This window comes from Arthrobacter sp. MYb224 (genome assembly GCF_002975455.1).
Classification (GTDB): domain Bacteria; phylum Actinomycetota; class Actinomycetes; order Actinomycetales; family Micrococcaceae; genus Glutamicibacter.
The window spans coordinates 12,083-29,897 of sequence record NZ_PCPU01000011.1; the positions used below are offsets into that span (position 1 = coordinate 12,083).

Sequence of the window (17,815 nt, forward strand, 5' to 3'; positions counted from 1 at the left end):
ATGTATCTCGATTAGCCGCTAATCGAGAAGCAAATCCACGGACGGGTGTTCCGCCAATGGCGTGGGGCACCCGTTATTCGTTAATTGAGCAAGGAAGTCCTGAGGCAGATGGAATTCAACGAAAATCTTTCATCGAATCGCAAGAGCGCAGAAGAACGCGCCGCCGTTCTGGCCAACCCGGGGTTCGGAGACTTCTTCACCGACCACACCGTGGTCATTGACTGGACCGCCACCTCCGAACCCGGCTCGGGCCAGTGGCATGACGCGCGAGTTGAGCCGTACGGGCCGATCGCCATGGATCCAGCCGCTTCGGTACTGCACTATGGCCAGGAGATCTTTGAGGGCCTGAAGGCCTACCGTCACGAAGACGGTTCGGTATGGACCTTCCGCCCCCACGCAAACGCTGCTCGCCTGAATAAGTCTGCAGCTCGTCTCGCCCTGCCGCAGCTTGATGATGAAGTCTTCGTTGAGTCCCTGCGCAAAATCGTTGCTACCGACATTGAGTGGGTTCCAACCGGTGATGGGGAAGCTCTGTACCTGCGCCCATTCATGATCGCTACCGAGGCGTTTCTGGGCGTCCGTGCGGCACGCGAAGTGTCCTACCGTGTGATTGCTTCACCGGCCGGAAACTACTTCGGTGGAGAGCTGAAGCCAGTGGGCATTTGGGTATCGAAGAACTACGCACGCGCAGGCCGCGGCGGCACCGGATCGGCCAAATGCGGTGGCAATTACGCGGCATCTTTGGTGGCTCAGCTCGAGGCAGAAGAGAACGGCTGCAAGCAAGTACTCTTCCTTGACTCTTTCAACGACAATGCAGTGGAAGAGCTCGGCGGAATGAACGTGTTCTTCGTGACCAAGGACAAAAAGCTGGTCACTCCGGCGTTAACCGGCACCATCCTCGAAGGTGTCACTCGTTCCTCGATCATCCAGCTTGCCAAGGATCGCGGCATGGAAGTTGATGAGCGAAAGATCACCCTGGATGAGTGGCGTGACGGCATCGCTAATGGAGAAATCACTGAGGTCTTTGCCTGCGGCACCGCTGCAGTCATCACTCCAATTGGCGTCCTGAAGAATGGTGACGAACTAATCGGTGATGAAAATGCGCCGGCAGGTGAAGTCACCATGTCGATCCGTGAAGAGCTTCTCGGCATCCAGCGTGGAACCGTAGAGGACCGTCACGGTTGGCTGGAGCGCTTGGCCTAAATCAGTAACTACTTTAGGCAGTCCACGCCTCCTGAGCGTGGGCTGCCTTTTCTGTACTCGCCAGCGGCAATTATGATTTCGTTGCTGCCCGACTTTTGTGCTTCTCTGCTGGAGAATCTGGAATGGTCGAATTCAATAGCGCAGGAGGGGGGAGATTGCTCAGGAAGCATTGGTCTGACCAATGCAAAGAACACAAGCTACCGGCCTGGATGGAAAACGCGGACCTGGTTGTCCTAGAGCAGCAGGGCAAGGCGGTTCACAGTGCGGCTGGGGCAACAACAGTCATAATTTTCCCGGCAGGGACTCGTGCAACCATTGGCAGCCCGCAGCTCACCCGTCAATTTGGAAGTCGACTTACCGCATCGAATAATGGCCGAGTCTTCGCGAACGTTGCGAAAACTTCAATTTCCGAATTGGACTTGCAACCAATTGCTGCAAAGACGAAATCCACAGGTACGCCGACACCAAAGCGGCCGGCGGCCACCAGTTCCACGGCTCCGTAGCAGCAGATAATCGGCCTCCCGGAACCTGGAACGCTACAGGCTGTGCGCATAGCTTTTGCCTGATGTAGCAAATCACACGCCAACCTTCGGATTGGCTTATCGGCAGCATGCGTTTCAGGCCAGAACATGCCCTAGGCTTATTACTATGCGCATTGCCAGATTTGTAGTTGATAGCGACCCAATGTACGGAGTCGTTGACGGAAACGATGTCCATGTTTTGGCTGGTGACCCTTTCTTCCAGGGCATCAAGACCACGGGTGCCACGCACCAATTAGACGATGTACGACTTGTTGCACCGATCATTCCACGGTCAAAAGTCATTGGATTTGGCCGGACCTACGGCGAGCATGCCAAAGAGCTCGGCAATGAGGTTCCTAGCGAACCGCTGATGTTCTTGAAGCCAAACACCTCGGTGGTTGGGCACGGCGACCCGGTGACGCTTCCTTCGTTCTCCGAGGAAGTTTCCTTCGAAGGCGAGCTGGCCGTGGTCATTGGTCGTATCTGCAAGGATGTCCCCGCCGAAAAGGCAGCGGACGTGATCTTCGGATATACCGTGGCCAATGACCTCACCGCTCGCGATGCCCAGCGCACCGACCCGCAATGGGCGCGCGCAAAGGGCTTTGACGGCGCCTGCCCGCTGGGACCCTGGATTGAAACGCAGCTGGAGAACCCGGATGACGTGGGAATCGTCAGCCGAGTTAATGGTGAAGTCCGCCAAGACGGATCGACCAGCGAGATGATCTGGTCGGTGAATGATCTGGTGGCTCGGGCTTCCGAAGCTTTCACGTTGCTTCCCGGAGACGTGATCCTCACTGGCACACCAGCAGGTGTCGGGCTGGTCGCTGAAGGCGACAACGTCGAGATTGAAGTTGAAGGTATCGGAACGCTGCGTAGCGTCTTCCGCCGCTAGGCAAAAAGGACTGGCCAAGGCCCGTTCGACCATAGCGTGTTGGTCTTCGCATCCTTATGTGATGCGAAGACCAACGCGCTATTGTGCTTCTTGCCTTGCAACGAGACTAGAATGAAAACACCATGACTGATCTATCGCTGATTCCTACCGTGACCGACGAAACCCCGGTTCGCGTTCGTTTCTGCCCATCGCCTACGGGCACCCCACATGTTGGCCTGATCCGTACCGCCTTGTTCAACTGGGCATACGCACGCCACACCGGGGGCAAGATGATTTTCCGTATCGAAGATACGGATGCGAAGCGCGACTCCGAAGAAAGCTACAACCAGCTGCTGGACGCCTTGGCGTGGCTGGGCATCGATTGGGATGAAGGCGTCAATGTCGGTGGCCCGCATGAGCCTTACCGCCAGTCCCAGCGCGGCGACATCTACCAGGACGTCATTGCAAAGCTTCGCGCTGCCGGACACGTCTATGAGTCCTACTCCACCCCGGAAGAAGTCGAGGCTCGCCACAAGGCGGCAGACCGCGACCCAAAGCTGGGTTATGACAACTTCGACCGCGACCTGAGCGACGAGCAAATTGCCGCGTTCAAGGCCGAGGGCCGCGAACCTGTGCTGCGTATTCGCATGCCAGAAGAAGACCTCACCTTCACCGACTTGGTCCGTGGCGAAATCACGTTCAAGCCGGGCACCATTCCAGACTTCGTGGTGGTTCGGGCAAACGGCCAGCCGCTGTACACCCTGGTGAATCCCGTGGACGATGCCTTGATGGGCATTACTCACGTGCTACGTGGTGAAGACCTGCTCTCTTCCACTCCTCGCCAGATCGTGCTCTACCGCGCCTTGATCGACATCAAGGTTGCTCAGTACATGCCACTGTTCGGCCACCTTCCCTACGTGATGGGCCAGGGCAATAAGAAGCTCTCCAAGCGCGACCCCGAGTCGAGCCTGTTCTTGCACCGCGACCGCGGCTTCATCCCCGAAGGATTGCTGAACTACCTCTCGCTCTTGGGCTGGTCGCTGAGCGCAGATGAAGACATCTTCACTCGTGACCAGCTAATCGAAGCCTTTGATGTCAAGGACGTGCTGTCGAACCCCGCACGTTTTGACCTGAAAAAGGCAGAAGCCATTAACGGCACCCACGTACGCCTGCTCGCGGCACAGGACTTCCGCGACCGGCTAGTTCCGTACCTGCAGGCTGCCGAGCTAGTTGGATCCGAACTGACCGCGCGTGAAAACGAAGTAATTGACGCGGCCGCGCCGTTGGTCCAGGAACGCATTGGGCTACTGGGCGAAGCTGCAGAGATGATGGAATTCCTCTTCAAAACGGATGACCAGATCGAGATTGACGACAAGGCTCTGAAGGGAATGCCAACGAACCTTGTCGAAGTCGTTGAAGCGAGCATTCAGGCATTGGAAGGTGTCCAGGCTTGGAACGCCGAAACCATTCAGGAAGCGCTGCGCGCGAAACTGATTGACGAGCTCGGATTGAAGCCACGTCAGGCTTTCGGGCCAGCACGTGTCGCTGTCTCCGGAAAGCGAGTCTCGCCACCGCTGTTCGAGTCAATGGAAATTCTGGGCCGGGAATCCAGCCTGAACCGTCTTCGCGTGTTCGGTGAATCCCGCTAGCAGGGTAAAACCTGAAAAGAGTGAAATAAAGAACGCCTTCGATATCTCTGTCCTTTCGGATGGACGTATCGAAGGCGTTCTCTTTGATATTGAAGATGCTTTAGTGGATTTGCGTACGGCTGCCATCGAGGCATTCATCGCGTTGTCCGCCGAAAAACTGAAAGACGTCACGCCCGCCGTACTTTGCTCTCTTAGCGGAGGGCTTTGCCGTTGATCAAGCGGGCGCATACGCGAGATGCATGTCCGGAGAACTCGCAGTCTTAGGACAGCGCCAACAGTGTTTGACTTGATCCTTGGAACTCGCCGGGCGAAATATACCCCGCGATGACGAGTTTCGCTTCTGGACCGAGGGGTACGAGCCGTAGCAACGATTGAAGTTGAAAGCGGCGTGTCTTTCAGGATTATCGGTGGTGATTGGTTCGGATACCGCGGGAGCTCCGAAACCAGACTTGGCAGCATATATGACAGGTTGCTCTGCATCGGCAACCTAGCCCGCTAGGACGCTGTACACCGGAGATAATCGCGTTAATGATGCGCTCGGCGCGAAGAACGCAGGACTCGCCGCGGTTTTGGCCGACCGTGCATTGGAGCGTGAGCCCCACTCCGGAGGCGCGGAGGCCGGACTTAGCAGAGCCCACCTCTCTGCTGCGAAAAACCGCATGACTCACGATGGACTCTAAGGGCGCATGATCAATTTGTCATGGCTCGGCTACGTGGGTATAGTTAATTCTCGTGCTGCGGCGTGCGATCCGAATCCCTTCGAGGTTTTTTGATCAAAAGTCCAAGTCACATTGGGATATGGTGTAATTGGCAACACAACGGTTTCTGGTTCCGTCATTCTAGGTTCGAGTCCTGGTATCCCAGCGCTTCACCAGAGTAATTTGGTGAGTTGAAGAGAAATCTTCAGCGTACGGCCCCATCGTATAGCGGCCTAGTACTCCGCCCTCTCACGGCGGCAACACGGGTTCGAATCCCGTTGGGGTCACGAAAACCACGACACGGTCGTGGTTTTTTCCTTTAACCGGCCAAAGCATTCGTGTGCTGATGGCAGAGCGCTTTCCATAAGGCATGATGGAGCTTATGGAGTCCACATCATTGCCGCAGGAGCCGACCGAACCGGCGAACCAGCTACCTGACGCCGGTGCCGTTCAACTACTGGATCGCTTTGCCAAGCTCGAATCGTCGTTGAATGATCTGAACTTTATCCTCTCCACCTCGCATTCAGCTCCCGGTGGCGAACAGCTGAGAGTGAAGGCTTTGCACCAGATCAATGATTATCTGGAACCTCGTCTCAACAACCTGAACGCCCCGCTGCTGGCTGTGGTTGGCGGATCAACCGGTGCCGGTAAATCTACCTTGGTGAACTCCCTGCTCGGCGACCAGATAAGCCGCTCCGGTGCCGTGCGGCCCACCACGCGAACGCCCGTGCTTGCGGTGAACCCCGCAGACGAACCTTGGTTCGCAAACGAGCGGGTACTTCCTGAATTGACCCGGCTGAGTGGGGCAGGCTTCAGCACAGGGCACGGGATGGACCGCCATGACGCGCTGCTTGTCGTGCCGCATCCGAACGTTCCACGCGGGCTGGCAATCCTCGATGCACCAGACATCGATTCGGTTTCCGACGACAATCGCGCCCTAGCCGGACAACTCTTGAATGCCGCAGACCTCTGGATCTTCGTCACCACGGCGAACCGTTATGCCGACGCTATTCCGTGGGAAGTACTAAGCGAAGCAGGTATCCGCGAAATCACCGTATGCGTGATTCTCAACCGTGTCCCGGCCGGCGCCGAAACGGATATCGTTCCAGATCTCGAACGGTTGCTTGCCGCAAAAAACCTGGACCCCAAACTACTCCATGTAATCAATGAAGTTCAGCTGGATGAACGAGCAATGATTCCTGGGGAACGAATCGAACCTTTTTCGGCTTGGCTGAATTCCCTGGCTGCTGACGCCACCGAACGCCAACGCATCGCTGAGCAAACGCTCGAAGGCGCTATCAGGAGATTGCACGAAGACCTCCACGCGCTCAGCGAAGAAGCCGAAGACCAGGACTCGCAGCTCAACGCCCTGGGGAAGGTCGCCACCGAACGGTTCGCTTTCGCCGTGGGCAAAACTACAGAGGCGTTGAACGACGGTTCGCTCCTTCGCGGCGAGATCCTCGCCAGATGGCAAGATTTTGTGGGAGCCGGCGAACTGCTGCGCGGCATTGAAGGCGTCATAGGCAGAATTCGAGATCGAGTCGGTTCCTTTTTCAGCGGGAAACCGGTGGCGACCCATCGAGTGGAAGAAGCAATAGAATCTGGGCTTCACACCGTATTGGTCAGCGAAATCACCAATGCCTTCCAAGACATTGATCGGAACTGGCGCAATACACCCATCGGGACACACCTTTTAGCATCGCTCCCGGCGGAACGCCCCGGCAAAGACCTTGAGGTCCGGGCCGCGGATAGCATCCGCGCGTGGCAGAAAGATGTCTTGGCAATGATCCGGAGCGAGGGGGCTGGCAAACGAAAAACCGCGAGGATTGCCGCCTTCGGCGTCAATGGGGTGGCGGTAGCGCTCATGGTTGTCGTCTTCGCTTCTACCGCCGGCATGACCGGGCTGGAACTAGGCATCGCCGGTGGCTCTGCCGTTGTCGGGCAGAAATTATTGGAAGCTATATTCGGTGAAGAAGCAGTTCGGCGTATGGCCACGCGCGCACGTACCATGTTGGAAGCCAGAACACGCGAACTCATGGACGAGAATCTGGCTGTCTATCAGGGAGAGATTGAAGCTAATCTTCAGCCGGTAATCGTGCAAGAACTACGCGAACAAGTCAACGGACTGCGCAGGGGAGGATTCAAGGCATGAGCGAGCGCAAGGTGAATCGTGCTCATTCGGGACTTAGCGAGCAAATTGACGCGGTGGTTTCGGCAATGCAAATTGCCGAGCCCTATCTTGAACCTGAAGTAGTTGATCACGCTGCGGTGGTCATCGAACGAGCGGAAGCCCGCCGCCAGCTGTCGGCAGACCACGTGGTCTTCGGGCTGTTCGGTGCGACAGGCAGCGGCAAATCATCGCTTTTCAACGCCCTTGTCGGTTCCGATATTGCGCAAACTGGCGTCATTCGGCCCACCACTACCAAGACGGTGGCCGCCATCTGGCAGCCGGAAGGCGCCGGTGAGCTGCTCGATTGGCTCGAAGTAAGCGAGCGTCATGTCCTTGATTCCCAGGTGCTCGGTGCGGAAGCGAAAAAATCACAGGACCAAGCCGGAGGACTGATCCTGCTTGACCTGCCGGATATGGATTCAACCTCCACCGAGCACCATCAGATCGCGTCGCGTCTAGCGGGGCAAGTTGATTACCTGGTATGGGTATTAGATCCCCAGAAATATGCCGACGCCTCGATCCATCATGGATACCTCAGCGAACTTTCAGGACAGCGCGGAAACCTCTTAGTGGTGCTCAACCAGATAGACACCATTGCGCCTAACGACCGGGCACCTGTGAGCGGTTCCTTGGCCGCGTTGCTTGAAAGCGAAGGGGTTGGACAGGTTCCCGTTATTCTGGCCTCAGCGCGTACCGGCGAAGGACTAGAGGGCATTCGTGGAAAGTTTGCTTCTGCACTGAAAACCAAGGTGCAGGCCACCCGGCGCTTACGCGCCGATGTTGACGAACTGCTGCGCACGCTTGAAGGTGAACTCGCCGTGCCCAAGGTCAGAATGCCAGGAGTGATGGAGCAATCCGAACTAGAACGCAATATCGCCAAAGCTCATGGAACGCACCGCATTGCCGATGCCGTGCAGACGTCATATAAGTTACGCGCCTCAACCAATACGGGCTGGCCAATCACCAGCTGGCTCACTCGACTGCGCAACGATCCGCTCAAGCGCATGAACCTTGGGCGTGGAATCGAAAAGCCAGAAATCACGTTGACGTCTCGCCCGGATCTTTCTGTGGCCGAAAATGCGGCGGTTGACCAATCGGTAGGGCGCTATCTTGGCGAAGCCACCGAAGATCTGTCGCCACGCTGGTCCCAATCATTGAAGGACGGCGTGCATGAGCAGAAGGAAGAACTAGCCAACGATATTGATATAGCCATTGCCAGCAGCACCTTGGGCGTTGAAAAGAAGTCCTGGTGGTGGCCGGTCACCAAGTTTGTCCAATGGCTTGGCATCATCGTGGCCCTGGCCGGCGCGTTATGGCTGGGCGGAATAGCGTTGGCCGCGTACTTCCAATTCGACCTGCCGCAGACGCCACGAGTCGAAGGGATCGCGATTCCCACGCTGATGGTTTTCACCGGGATACTTCTGGGCATAGTCCTCGGAATTCTTGGATCATTCGTCAATCGAATGGTCGCTAGACTGAAGCGTAGGAAAGCGCTTAAAAACCTCCAAAATTCAGTGTCGGGGGTCGTCCGTCGATATATCGTGGATCCCACTGCACACCACTTAGAGCAATACAACAGTTATGCAGCGTTGATTTCCAACGCGGCGAAGAAAGCCGAATAGCAACCTGTGACTAATCAACAGACTGACAATAGCCCGACCGTGGGCGACATTGGTGAACAAGGAATCTTGAACGAGATCCTCCCGCTCTTGGATGCCAAGGACGCGGGACTCGGCCCAGGAGATGATGCCGGAGCGCTACGCGTTGCCGGGGGAGAAGTAGTCGTTTCCGTGGATACCATTGTCCAAGACCAGGATTTTCGTTTGGTTTGGCCCAGCGGACACGAACATGCCGCATATGACATCGGCTGGAAATCGATCGCGCAAAATGTCTCTGACATCAACGCCATGGGTGGCGTCCCTACAGGTGCCGTCATTTCACTTTCAATGCCAGCGGAGGTCTCGCTGGCCTGGGTCAAGGAATTCGCGCGTGGAATTGCTGCCGCGATTTCTTCGCTCGGGGCCGATCGCTTGGCCATCTTAGGCGGTGACCTCAGTCGCTCATCAGAGATCTCGGTGACTACCACCGTATTGGGCGAGTGCGAATATGGAAAAATCCTTCGCACGGGGGCTAAACCCGGAGACCGGCTCGCCGTAGCTGGCCGACTAGGTGCAGCCGGGGCAGGGCTAGCCCTGCTAGAGGGAAAGCATGAAGCAACGACCTGGAGCCGCGCGGTGCTACGTCTTGCCGATGCCCAGTGCAAGCCAACTCCGCCTTTGGAGTCTGGCCCGAGAGCCGCTCAATCCGGCGCTCATGCCATGATGGACATTTCCGACGGACTCGTCCGAGATGCTGGACGGCTGGCCAAGGCGAGCCATGTCAGTATCAAGTTGGATAAGTCCGCACTTGAAGTATTCGCGCATCGGCTGGAACCAGCGGCAAAACTCTTGGACATAGATCCTATGCAATGGGTACTGCACGGCGGCGAGGACTTCGGATTGCTCGCTTGCTTCCCGGCAGGCGTAGAGATTCCAGAGGAATTCTCGGTGGTGGGCGAAGTGGTGCCGCTGACCGGCCGGCGTTCCAATGTTTTCCTCAATGGAAAGCAGCTGGACTACCGAAGCGGTTTCGACCACTTCGGCTAAGCGCCCGCCGATTTATCCTTCTGACTGGATCCGCAGCAAGTCCGAAAGCTCGCGCGCGGCATTGACTATGGAATCGTGGTGGATCTTTCCCGGCTGACGGGTTAGTCGTTCAATCGGGCCAGACATCGACAATGCCGCAATGACCCGCCCCGATTGACCGCGCACGGGAGCCGACACCGAGGCGACGCCTGGTTCGCGTTCGCCTAGCGACTGGGCCCACCCGCGGCGACGTACCCCGGCCAAAATGGTCGGGGTAAAACGAGCATGTTGCAGGCCGCCGATCATGCGTTCATTGTCTTCCCAGGCTAAAAGAACCTGCGCAGCAGAACCTGCCTTCATAGACAGCTGCGTCCCCACCGGAATGGTGTCACGCAATCCCACAGGACGTTCCGCGCTGGCAATACACACACGGAATTCACCCTGCTTGCGGAATACCTGTGTGCTCTCGCCGGTCAGATCGCGCAGTTTCGTCAATACCGGCCCTGCAGTGCTGACCAAGCGGTCTTCACCGGCCGCGCTGGCTAGCTCGACGAGTCGACCACCGAGCTCGAATCGGCCGTGCAAGTCGCGGCCCACCAGGCCATGGTGAACCAATGATTGGGCGATGCGGTGCACCGTTGGCCGGGAAATTCTAGTGATTTCGACCAGCTGCGAGAGGGACGTTGGCCCATTTTCCAATGCATTGAGAATGGCTGCTGCCTTATCCAGAACACCAACACCGCTACCTGTAGTCATGACATCATTATCACGTCTCAGCATTTGAGATTCAAGTCCAGATACTGGAAATGGGGTTCTGTGAAGTGTCAAAGTAAAGGTGTTGATAGTTCGTAGCTTGAGGAGTGTGTCGCATGTCCACCATGCAGTCGCCCCAGACCTTGGCAGAAAAGGTCTGGAATGCGCACGTAGTGCGTCAGGGAGAAGGGCAGGGCGAAGCCCGACAGCCCGATTTGATCTACATTGACCTTCACCTGCTACATGAGGTCACCTCGCCGCAAGCCTTCGAAGGCCTGCGGTTGGCCGGGCGCAAGCTGCGCCGCCCAGATCTCACTATCGCCACCGAGGATCACAACACCCCGACCCTCGACATTGACAAGCCCATTGCGGATTTGACCAGCCGGACACAGATCTTCACCTTGCGCGATAACTGCAAGGAATTTGGTGTTCGCCTGCACTCGTTGGGTGACAAGGAACAGGGGATCGTGCACGTGGTTGGCCCGCAGCTGGGTCTGACGCAGCCGGGCATGACCGTGGTGTGCGGTGACTCCCACACCTCGACCCACGGCGCCTTCGGCGCATTGGCCTTCGGCATCGGTACATCCGAGGTTGAGCATGTGATGGCAACCCAGTCGTTGAGCCTGAAGCCGTTCAAGACCATGTCTATCAATGTTGAAGGCACGCTCAAGCCCGGAGTGACCGCAAAGGACATTATCTTGGCTGTCATCGCCAAGATCGGCACCGGCGGCGGGCAGGGCTACGTGTTGGAATACCGTGGCTCCGCGATCCGCGCATTGTCCATGGACGCACGCATGACCATCTGCAACATGTCCATTGAGGCCGGTGCGCGCGCAGGAATGATTGCGCCGGACGAAACAACCTTCGAATATGTCAAGGGACGCCCGCATGCGCCGCAAGGTGCCGAGTGGGATGCTGCCGTTGAATACTGGCAGACCCTGCAAAGCGATGAAGGTGCACGCTTCGACAATGAGGTGTTCCTAAACGCTGATGAACTGGAACCATTCGTCACATGGGGCACCAACCCGGGTCAAGGCGTTTCGCTTTCCTCCAGGGTTCCGGCACCTGAAGATTTTGAAGACGAAAATGACCGCAAGGCCTGCGAACGCGCGCTCGAATACATGGGACTCATCGGTGGAACACCGATGAAGGAAATCCGTGTTGACACCGTATTCCTGGGTTCCTGCACCAACTCGCGGATGGAAGACCTGCGAGCCGCGGCCGAGATCATCAAGGGCCGTGAAAAGGACCCGCAGATCCGCATGATCGTGGTTCCCGGTTCGGCACGAGTTCGTCTCGAAGCCGAAGCGGAAGGCCTCGACCAGGTGTTCAAGGACTTCGGTGCCGAATGGCGTTTCGCCGGCTGCTCCATGTGCTTGGGTATGAACCCGGATCAGTTGGCCGAACAGGAGCGCTGCGCCTCGACTTCAAACCGAAACTTCGAGGGGCGCCAGGGCAAGGGCGGACGCACCCACCTGGTATCCCCGCTGGTCGCCGCGGCTACCGCTGTCCGTGGCACGCTGGCTTCGCCTGCGGATCTCATTAACGCTCCGGCATCGGTCTAGGAAGGAACACCATCATGGAAAAAGTCATTACCCACACCGGGATTGGTGTCCCGCTGCGCCAGAGCAACATCGACACCGACCAGATCATCCCGGCCGTCTACCTGAAGCGAATCACTCGCACGGGCTTTGAAGACGCATTGTTTGCCGGCTGGCGCCGGGATGAGAATTTCATCCTGAATACCGAGCCGTACACCAATGGTTCGGTGCTGGTTGCCGGTCCGGACTTCGGCACCGGTTCATCCCGTGAACACGCCGTCTGGGCGTTGAAGGACTATGGCTTCAAAGCGGTGATCTCCTCACGTTTTGCCGATATCTTCCGGGGCAACTCGGGTAAGCAGGGTCTGGTAGCAGCCGAGGTCGCACAGAGCGATATCGAACTGATCTGGAAGGAGCTGGAGAACAATCCGGGTACCGAGATCAGCGTAAATTTGGAAGCACGTACCGTGCAGTGCGGTTCGATCCTGGCCCCATTCCAGATTGACGACTACACGCGGTGGCGTTTAATGGAAGGCCTTGATGACATCGGGCTGACCTTGCAGCATGAGGAAGACGTCACATCCTTTGAAGCTACCCGCCCAGCATTCAAGCCGCAGACCTTGCCTGCAAGAACTGCTGACTGATAACGAATCTAGGCCTCGTCCGTACCCACCAGTAGGTGTCTGCGGGCGAGGCTTTTCTCGTTTTGCCGCAATTGCGAGCCGACCCATCAATAGTCCAACCCTGAAAGCATGCTCACAATGTGTGCGCCACGGGCTAAACTGCCCAGAACTGCTCCCACGATGGCGGTATGCTTGCTAAGTCCTGCCTGTTTTGTTGGCCCACCGGTCCGGGCAGGAAAAACGACTACGCGATGAGGTTTATTCATACATGGGTAAGATTCTAACGGTCCATGGCGGTGTCCCCTTGAAAGGCACCGTTCGAGTAGGCGGCGCTAAGAACCTGGTCCCCAAGGCTATGGTTGCAGCCCTGCTTGGAAGCTCTCCCTCGGTACTACGCAACGTACCGGAAATTAAAGACGTCGCGGTAGTGCGTAGCCTTTTGGAGATCCATGGCGTCAAGGTTTCCCAGGATCCTGAAACAGGCGACCTGACCATGGATCCGGTCGCGGCGAAGAGCGCTTCGAATCAGGCGATTGACGCCCACGCGGGCGACTCGCGTATCCCGATTCTTTTCTGCGGCCCGCTGATCCATTCCCTGGGGGAAGCGTTCATCCCCGATCTGGGTGGCTGCCGTATCGGTGACCGCCCCATCGATTTCCACTTAGAGGTATTGCGCGAATTCGGTGCGGTCGTGGACAAGGAAGCGGCAGGTATCCGTATTTCTGCGCCCCTGGGGCTGACCGGTGCCAAGCTTGAACTTCAGTACCCAAGTGTTGGAACCACCGAGCAGGTACTGCTCTCCGCGGTCCGCGCCAAGGGTGTGACCGAAGTCAGCAACGCTGCTATCGAGCCAGAAATCTTGGACCTCATTTCCTTGCTGCAAAAAATGGGTGCCATCATTTCGGTTCACCGTGACCGCGTCATCCGCATCCAGGGCGTTGACGAACTGCGCGGCTATGACCACTACGCATTGCCTGACCGCAATGAGGCCGCCTCGTGGGCTTCGGCAGCGCTGGTCACCAAGGGTGATATTTTCGTAGAAGACGCCCAGCAGCGGGATCTGACTGCCTTCCTTCACGTCTACCGCCAGATCGGTGGCGAGTTCGAGGTTGCCCACAACGGTATTCGTTTCTTCCACCCGGGTGGCGAGTTGAATCCGTTGATCCTGGAGACCGACGTGCATCCAGGCTTCATGACGGACTGGCAGCAGCCGTTGGTTGTCGCGTTGACGCAGGCCAATGGCGTGTCGGTGATCCACGAAACCGTGTACGAAAACCGCTTCGGCTTCACTGATGCATTGGTGCGCATGGGCGCTACGGTTCAGGTCCATACGGACTGCTTGGGCTCCACTCCATGCCGCTTTGGCCAGCGGAACTTCAAGCACTCTGCGGTCGTACTCGGCCCAGCGCAGCTCAAAGGTGCAAATATAGACGTCCCGGACCTCCGTGGCGGTTTCTCCCATATGATTGCGGCGCTGGCTTCCGAAGGCACCAGCAAGGTCACCGGAATTGAAATCATCAACCGCGGCTACGAGCACTTCATGGATAAGCTCACTGCCTTGGGCGCAAATGTTGAACTGAGCAACTAGGGGAACACTGGATCGTGACAGATAATCTAGTGCACCGGGAAACAGCTAAAACCAAGACAGTCTTTGCCATCTTGGCCGGGGTTGTGCGTCCGGCAATGAACGTGCTGATGGGCAAGACCTGGAAGGACTTTGACAAGCTTCCCTCCGGAGGATTTATCCTTTGCCCAAATCACCTCACCGAAATTGACCCACTGGTTGTCGGTCACGCGATCTACAGCAGCGGCCGTCTGCCTCGCTGGCTAGCCAAGGAATCCTTGTTCAAGGTTCCGGTCCTCGGCGCTGCCTTGCGTGCCACCGGTCAGATCCCTGTCTCACGTAGTGGATCCAACGCGGCGGATTCGCTAAGTGCCGCGAAAAGGGTGCTTGAAGCAGGCGGCGTCATCGTCATTTACCCCGAGGGGACCTTGACGCGTGATCCGGAATTGTGGCCCATGGTCGGTCGCACCGGGGCTGCGCGACTAGCGCTGCAAACGGGTGCCCCAGTAGTTCCCATGGCGCACTGGGGGGATCAAGAGCTGTTTCCTCGCTATGCCAAGAAGATGTACCCGTTCCCACGAAAGCACGTTACCTTGAGCGTGGGGGAGCAGGTGCAACTTGACGATCTGCGCAGCGGCCCGCGAACGCGTTCGGTCTTGCAAGCAGCCACCGAGCGGATCATGGCTTCGATCACCGAGCTGCAGTCCGAGCTGCGTCAGCAGGTTCCGCCCGAGAAGCTCTGGAATCCGTCCGAACATGGACAAACATCCACTGGTCGGGAATTTGATGCCCCAAAACCTCCGAACGACTAAGCCTCAATACCTAGCGAAGGAACTGCCTTGAGTAAGCCGCTACCACGTAAAATCGCCGTCATGGGTGCCGGAAGCTGGGGAACAACCTTTGCGAAGGTGCTTGCGGACGCGGTGCCTGAACAAAGCATTCCGGTGCAAATCTGGGCTCGTCGGGACGAAGCCGCACAGGAAATCAACGAACGGCACACGAACTCGCGCTATCTGCGCGACACGAAGCTTCCCGCAAATGTGACTGCCTCTTCCAATGTTGAAGAAGTGCTGGCCAACGCGGACCTGGTGGTCTTGGCAATTCCGGCGCAGTCGCTTCGTGAGGAATTAGCGAAGTTCACCGCGCACTTTGAGCAAGACGTTGTTTTGCTTTCCCTGATGAAGGGCTTGGAGCGCGGTACGGATTTGCGCATGAGCGAGGTCATGGCAGAGGTCACTGGAATTCCAGCCGACCGCATTGCCGTGCTTTCCGGTCCGAATCTGGCCATGGAAATTGCCCGCGAGCAACCGACCGCTTCGGTGGTTGCCTGCACCAGCAATGAAACTGCCCATTGGATCGCACAGTTGTGCTCCGCTCCTTATTTCCGCCCGTATACCAATGATGACGTGCTCGGCGTAGAGCTTGGGGGCATTGTCAAGAACATCATTGCCCTGGCCGTTGGCATGTGCGACGGCATGGGGATGGGGGACAACACCAAGTCCACGGTTATTACGCGTGGGTTGGCGGAGACCACTCGCCTGGTTATTTCCCTAGACGGACGGTTGGACACCTTGGCTGGCCTGTCTGGTCTGGGTGACTTAGTCGCAACCTGCTCGTCCTCGCTTTCGCGAAACAACACCGCCGGGCGTCTGCTGGGTCAGGGACTTTTCATCGAAGAAGTCAATGACCGGATGTCGCAAACGGCTGAAGGGATCAAATCGGCCCGTGCGGTCTTTGATCTCTCACGCAGCCACGGGGTGGAAATGCCAATCACCGAAGCAGTGGTGATGGTCTTGGAAGGAAACTTAAGCGTGGAGAACATGGCTGAGCGGCTTCTGGCACGAGAACTGAAATCTGAAGGGGAACAGCAGTAATGAGTCAGCGTAAACCACGGGTGCTATTGCTCTTTGGCGGCCGTTCCTCTGAACATTCGGTCTCTTGCGTCACCGCAGCCGGCGTGATGCAAGAAATCGACAAGGATCGTTTTGACGTGATCCCTGTCGGGATTACCCGTGATGGTGCTTGGACGTTAGTCGATGAAGATTCATCGGGGTGGACGCTGAGCTCCGGGAAGCTTCCCGAAATCGCCGTGGCCGATAAGCCGGTCCACCTTTCAAACGATTCTGAACGTACAACGCTGTTGCATTACGCGGACTCGCAGATTACGGATCTGGGCCAGATCGATGTGGTGTTCCCGCTGCTCCACGGCCCATTCGGCGAGGATGGATCCATCCAGGGCATGCTTGAAATGTCTGGCGTCGGCTACGTCGGTTCGGGCATTGCTGCCAGCGCCATGGGCATGGACAAGCATTTCATGAAAGTCGTATTCGAAAGTGCCGGATTCAACGTAGGTCCCTACGAAGTGATAACCAATAAGCAATGGCTGCGCGACAGCGAAGCGGCGCTGGCCCGTTGCGAAAACTTGCAGTACCCCTTGTTCGTCAAGCCTGCACGTGCCGGTTCGTCGGTGGGAATCACCAAGGTGGATGAGTCTTCAAGCCTTCGGGCAGCTATCGAAGCGGCTCGCCTTGAAGATCCGAAAGTCATTGTTGAGCAAGGAATCAGCGGCCGTGAAATTGAGTGCGGGGTACTTGAAGGCCGTCGCTCAGAGCCTGCCCGTGCCTCAATGCCGGGCGAAATTGCCGTTGCTGATAATGGTCATACCTTTTATGATTTTGAAGCGAAATACGTTGATGGCACTGCCGCGAAACTCAGCTGCCCGGCGATACTCAGCGAAGAGGCTACGGCGAGCATCCGCGAGCTGGCAGTCAAGGCGTTCGATGCCATCGATGCCGAGGGACTGTCCCGGGTGGACTTTTTCTACACACCAGATGGCCAATGGATCATCAACGAGATCAATACCATGCCTGGCTTCACGCCTTCCAGCATGTACCCGCAGATGTGGGACAAGACCGGGATTGGCTACAGCGCACTGATTGATGAATTGATTGCCTTGGCCTGCGAGCGGAAGATCGGTTTACGCTAAACCGCTCAAGAAGTGTTTGGCCGCACAAGATCCAGGATCGCGGCCAAACGCTTCTTTTGCGTTAATCAGAGATCCACGCTCTTATCGACGCTCAGGCAAGCACCCTCGGCCGGAATGCGCGACGCTGCTTGGGAAAGCGACGCCAGAACCGTGCTGGATGGAATGACTTGCGGATCCAACACGACTTCTGTAGCTGGTGTGCGGCCGTAGGTGGTCAGCGTCCAAATCCCGTCGTCACCCTCGTGGGCAATCCAGTCAACATCATTGACTGACACGCACGGATCCGTAGTTGGTCCGGGCACCTCGACTCCGCATCGCAGGACCACCTTCGAAGGGTCGCCCCATACGGACGTTGCCTGTGAATTCGTGCTTCGACGCTCGGCATCCCCGACGAATTCGGGAAGGATGACCATCATCTCGGCGCACAGTGGATTTCCTGCATCTGCGGCAGGCTCGACGGCGGCAATGGAGGCGCACGCGGAGAGCGTGGGTGCAAGCACCGCAATTCCAACGAATAGCGCACTTGTACGCCTAATCCTTAGATTAAGTTTTGATGACTCTTGACTCTTATTACTGAAAACTGGCACTTTATCAGCCTACCGTTCGTTTCTG

At 57.2% G+C, this 17,815-nt stretch carries 15 protein-coding genes and 2 tRNA genes; 15 read left to right on the forward strand and 2 right to left on the reverse strand.

Features of this window, described 5'->3' with window-relative positions; translation table 11 throughout:
* Positions 1 to 108 precede the first annotated feature (108 nt).
* The 9 genes from CQ017_RS16170 (at position 109) to thiL (ending at position 9,757) form a co-directional block, all read left to right on the forward strand.
* Entirely contained in the window at positions 109 to 1,203 is a 1,095-nt protein-coding gene (locus tag CQ017_RS16170; protein ID WP_105554565.1) for a branched-chain amino acid aminotransferase, read from the forward strand.
* Between the two features lie 648 nt (positions 1,204 to 1,851).
* A complete protein-coding gene (locus CQ017_RS16175; RefSeq protein ID WP_105554566.1) occupies positions 1,852 to 2,616 on the forward strand; it encodes a fumarylacetoacetate hydrolase family protein in 765 nt (254 codons plus the stop codon).
* A 122-nt stretch (positions 2,617 to 2,738) separates the two neighbouring features.
* Positions 2,739 to 4,244: a glutamate--tRNA ligase gene (gltX, locus tag CQ017_RS16180; RefSeq protein WP_105554567.1), complete on the forward strand. Its 1,506-nt coding sequence runs from the start codon at positions 2,739 to 2,741 to the stop codon at positions 4,242 to 4,244.
* Entirely contained in the window at positions 4,231 to 4,458 is a 228-nt protein-coding gene (locus CQ017_RS17950; protein WP_146112517.1) for a hypothetical protein, read from the forward strand. Before gltX ends, CQ017_RS17950 begins: the two co-directional genes overlap by 14 nt.
* 578 nt (positions 4,459 to 5,036) lie before the next feature.
* Positions 5,037 to 5,108, forward strand: a tRNA-Gln gene (locus CQ017_RS16185).
* 48 nt (positions 5,109 to 5,156) lie between these two features.
* A tRNA-Glu gene (locus tag CQ017_RS16190) sits at positions 5,157 to 5,229 on the forward strand.
* Positions 5,230 to 5,324: 95 nt separating this feature from the next.
* Positions 5,325 to 7,094, forward strand: coding sequence for a dynamin family protein (locus tag CQ017_RS16195; RefSeq protein ID WP_105554568.1), 1,770 nt, complete (start codon positions 5,325 to 5,327; stop codon positions 7,092 to 7,094).
* Positions 7,091 to 8,734 (forward strand): GTPase, encoded by a 1,644-nt coding sequence (locus tag CQ017_RS16200; protein WP_105554569.1) that lies wholly within the window; start codon positions 7,091 to 7,093, stop codon positions 8,732 to 8,734. The genes CQ017_RS16195 and CQ017_RS16200 overlap by 4 nt, the downstream gene beginning before the upstream one ends.
* A gap of 6 nt (positions 8,735 to 8,740) precedes the next feature.
* A complete protein-coding gene (gene thiL, locus CQ017_RS16205) occupies positions 8,741 to 9,757 on the forward strand; it encodes a thiamine-phosphate kinase (RefSeq protein WP_105554570.1) in 1,017 nt (338 codons plus the stop codon).
* 12 nt (positions 9,758 to 9,769) lie between these two features.
* On the opposite strand, the gene CQ017_RS16210 is transcribed toward thiL, so the two are convergent.
* Complete coding sequence (locus CQ017_RS16210) at positions 9,770 to 10,492, reverse strand: IclR family transcriptional regulator (RefSeq protein WP_096287226.1); 723 nt, start codon at positions 10,490 to 10,492, stop codon at positions 9,770 to 9,772.
* Positions 10,493 to 10,614: 122 nt separating this feature from the next.
* Between CQ017_RS16210 and leuC the strand changes: the two genes are divergently transcribed.
* The 6 genes from leuC (at position 10,615) to CQ017_RS16240 (ending at position 17,203) form a co-directional block, all read left to right on the forward strand.
* Positions 10,615 to 12,054: a 3-isopropylmalate dehydratase large subunit gene (gene leuC / locus CQ017_RS16215; protein ID WP_105554633.1), complete on the forward strand. Its 1,440-nt coding sequence runs from the start codon at positions 10,615 to 10,617 to the stop codon at positions 12,052 to 12,054.
* Between the two features lie 14 nt (positions 12,055 to 12,068).
* A complete protein-coding gene (gene leuD / locus CQ017_RS16220; protein WP_105554571.1) occupies positions 12,069 to 12,674 on the forward strand; it encodes a 3-isopropylmalate dehydratase small subunit in 606 nt (201 codons plus the stop codon).
* Between the two features lie 247 nt (positions 12,675 to 12,921).
* On the forward strand, positions 12,922 to 14,241 hold the full coding sequence (gene murA, locus CQ017_RS16225) for a UDP-N-acetylglucosamine 1-carboxyvinyltransferase (RefSeq protein WP_096287100.1): 1,320 nt from the start codon (positions 12,922 to 12,924) through the stop codon (positions 14,239 to 14,241).
* A gap of 14 nt (positions 14,242 to 14,255) precedes the next feature.
* On the forward strand, positions 14,256 to 15,029 hold the full coding sequence (locus CQ017_RS16230) for a 1-acyl-sn-glycerol-3-phosphate acyltransferase (RefSeq protein WP_258133768.1): 774 nt from the start codon (positions 14,256 to 14,258) through the stop codon (positions 15,027 to 15,029).
* Between the two features lie 27 nt (positions 15,030 to 15,056).
* Positions 15,057 to 16,091, forward strand: a complete 1,035-nt coding sequence (locus CQ017_RS16235; protein WP_258133769.1) for an NAD(P)H-dependent glycerol-3-phosphate dehydrogenase — start codon at positions 15,057 to 15,059, stop codon at positions 16,089 to 16,091.
* Positions 16,091 to 17,203 (forward strand): D-alanine--D-alanine ligase family protein, encoded by a 1,113-nt coding sequence (locus CQ017_RS16240; RefSeq protein WP_105554573.1) that lies wholly within the window; start codon positions 16,091 to 16,093, stop codon positions 17,201 to 17,203. Before CQ017_RS16235 ends, CQ017_RS16240 begins: the two co-directional genes overlap by 1 nt.
* Positions 17,204 to 17,268: 65 nt before the next feature.
* Here the strand turns inward: CQ017_RS16240 and CQ017_RS16245 are convergent, their stop codons facing one another.
* A complete protein-coding gene (locus CQ017_RS16245) occupies positions 17,269 to 17,709 on the reverse strand; it encodes a DUF3515 family protein (protein WP_374954999.1) in 441 nt (146 codons plus the stop codon).
* Positions 17,710 to 17,815 lie beyond the last annotated feature (106 nt).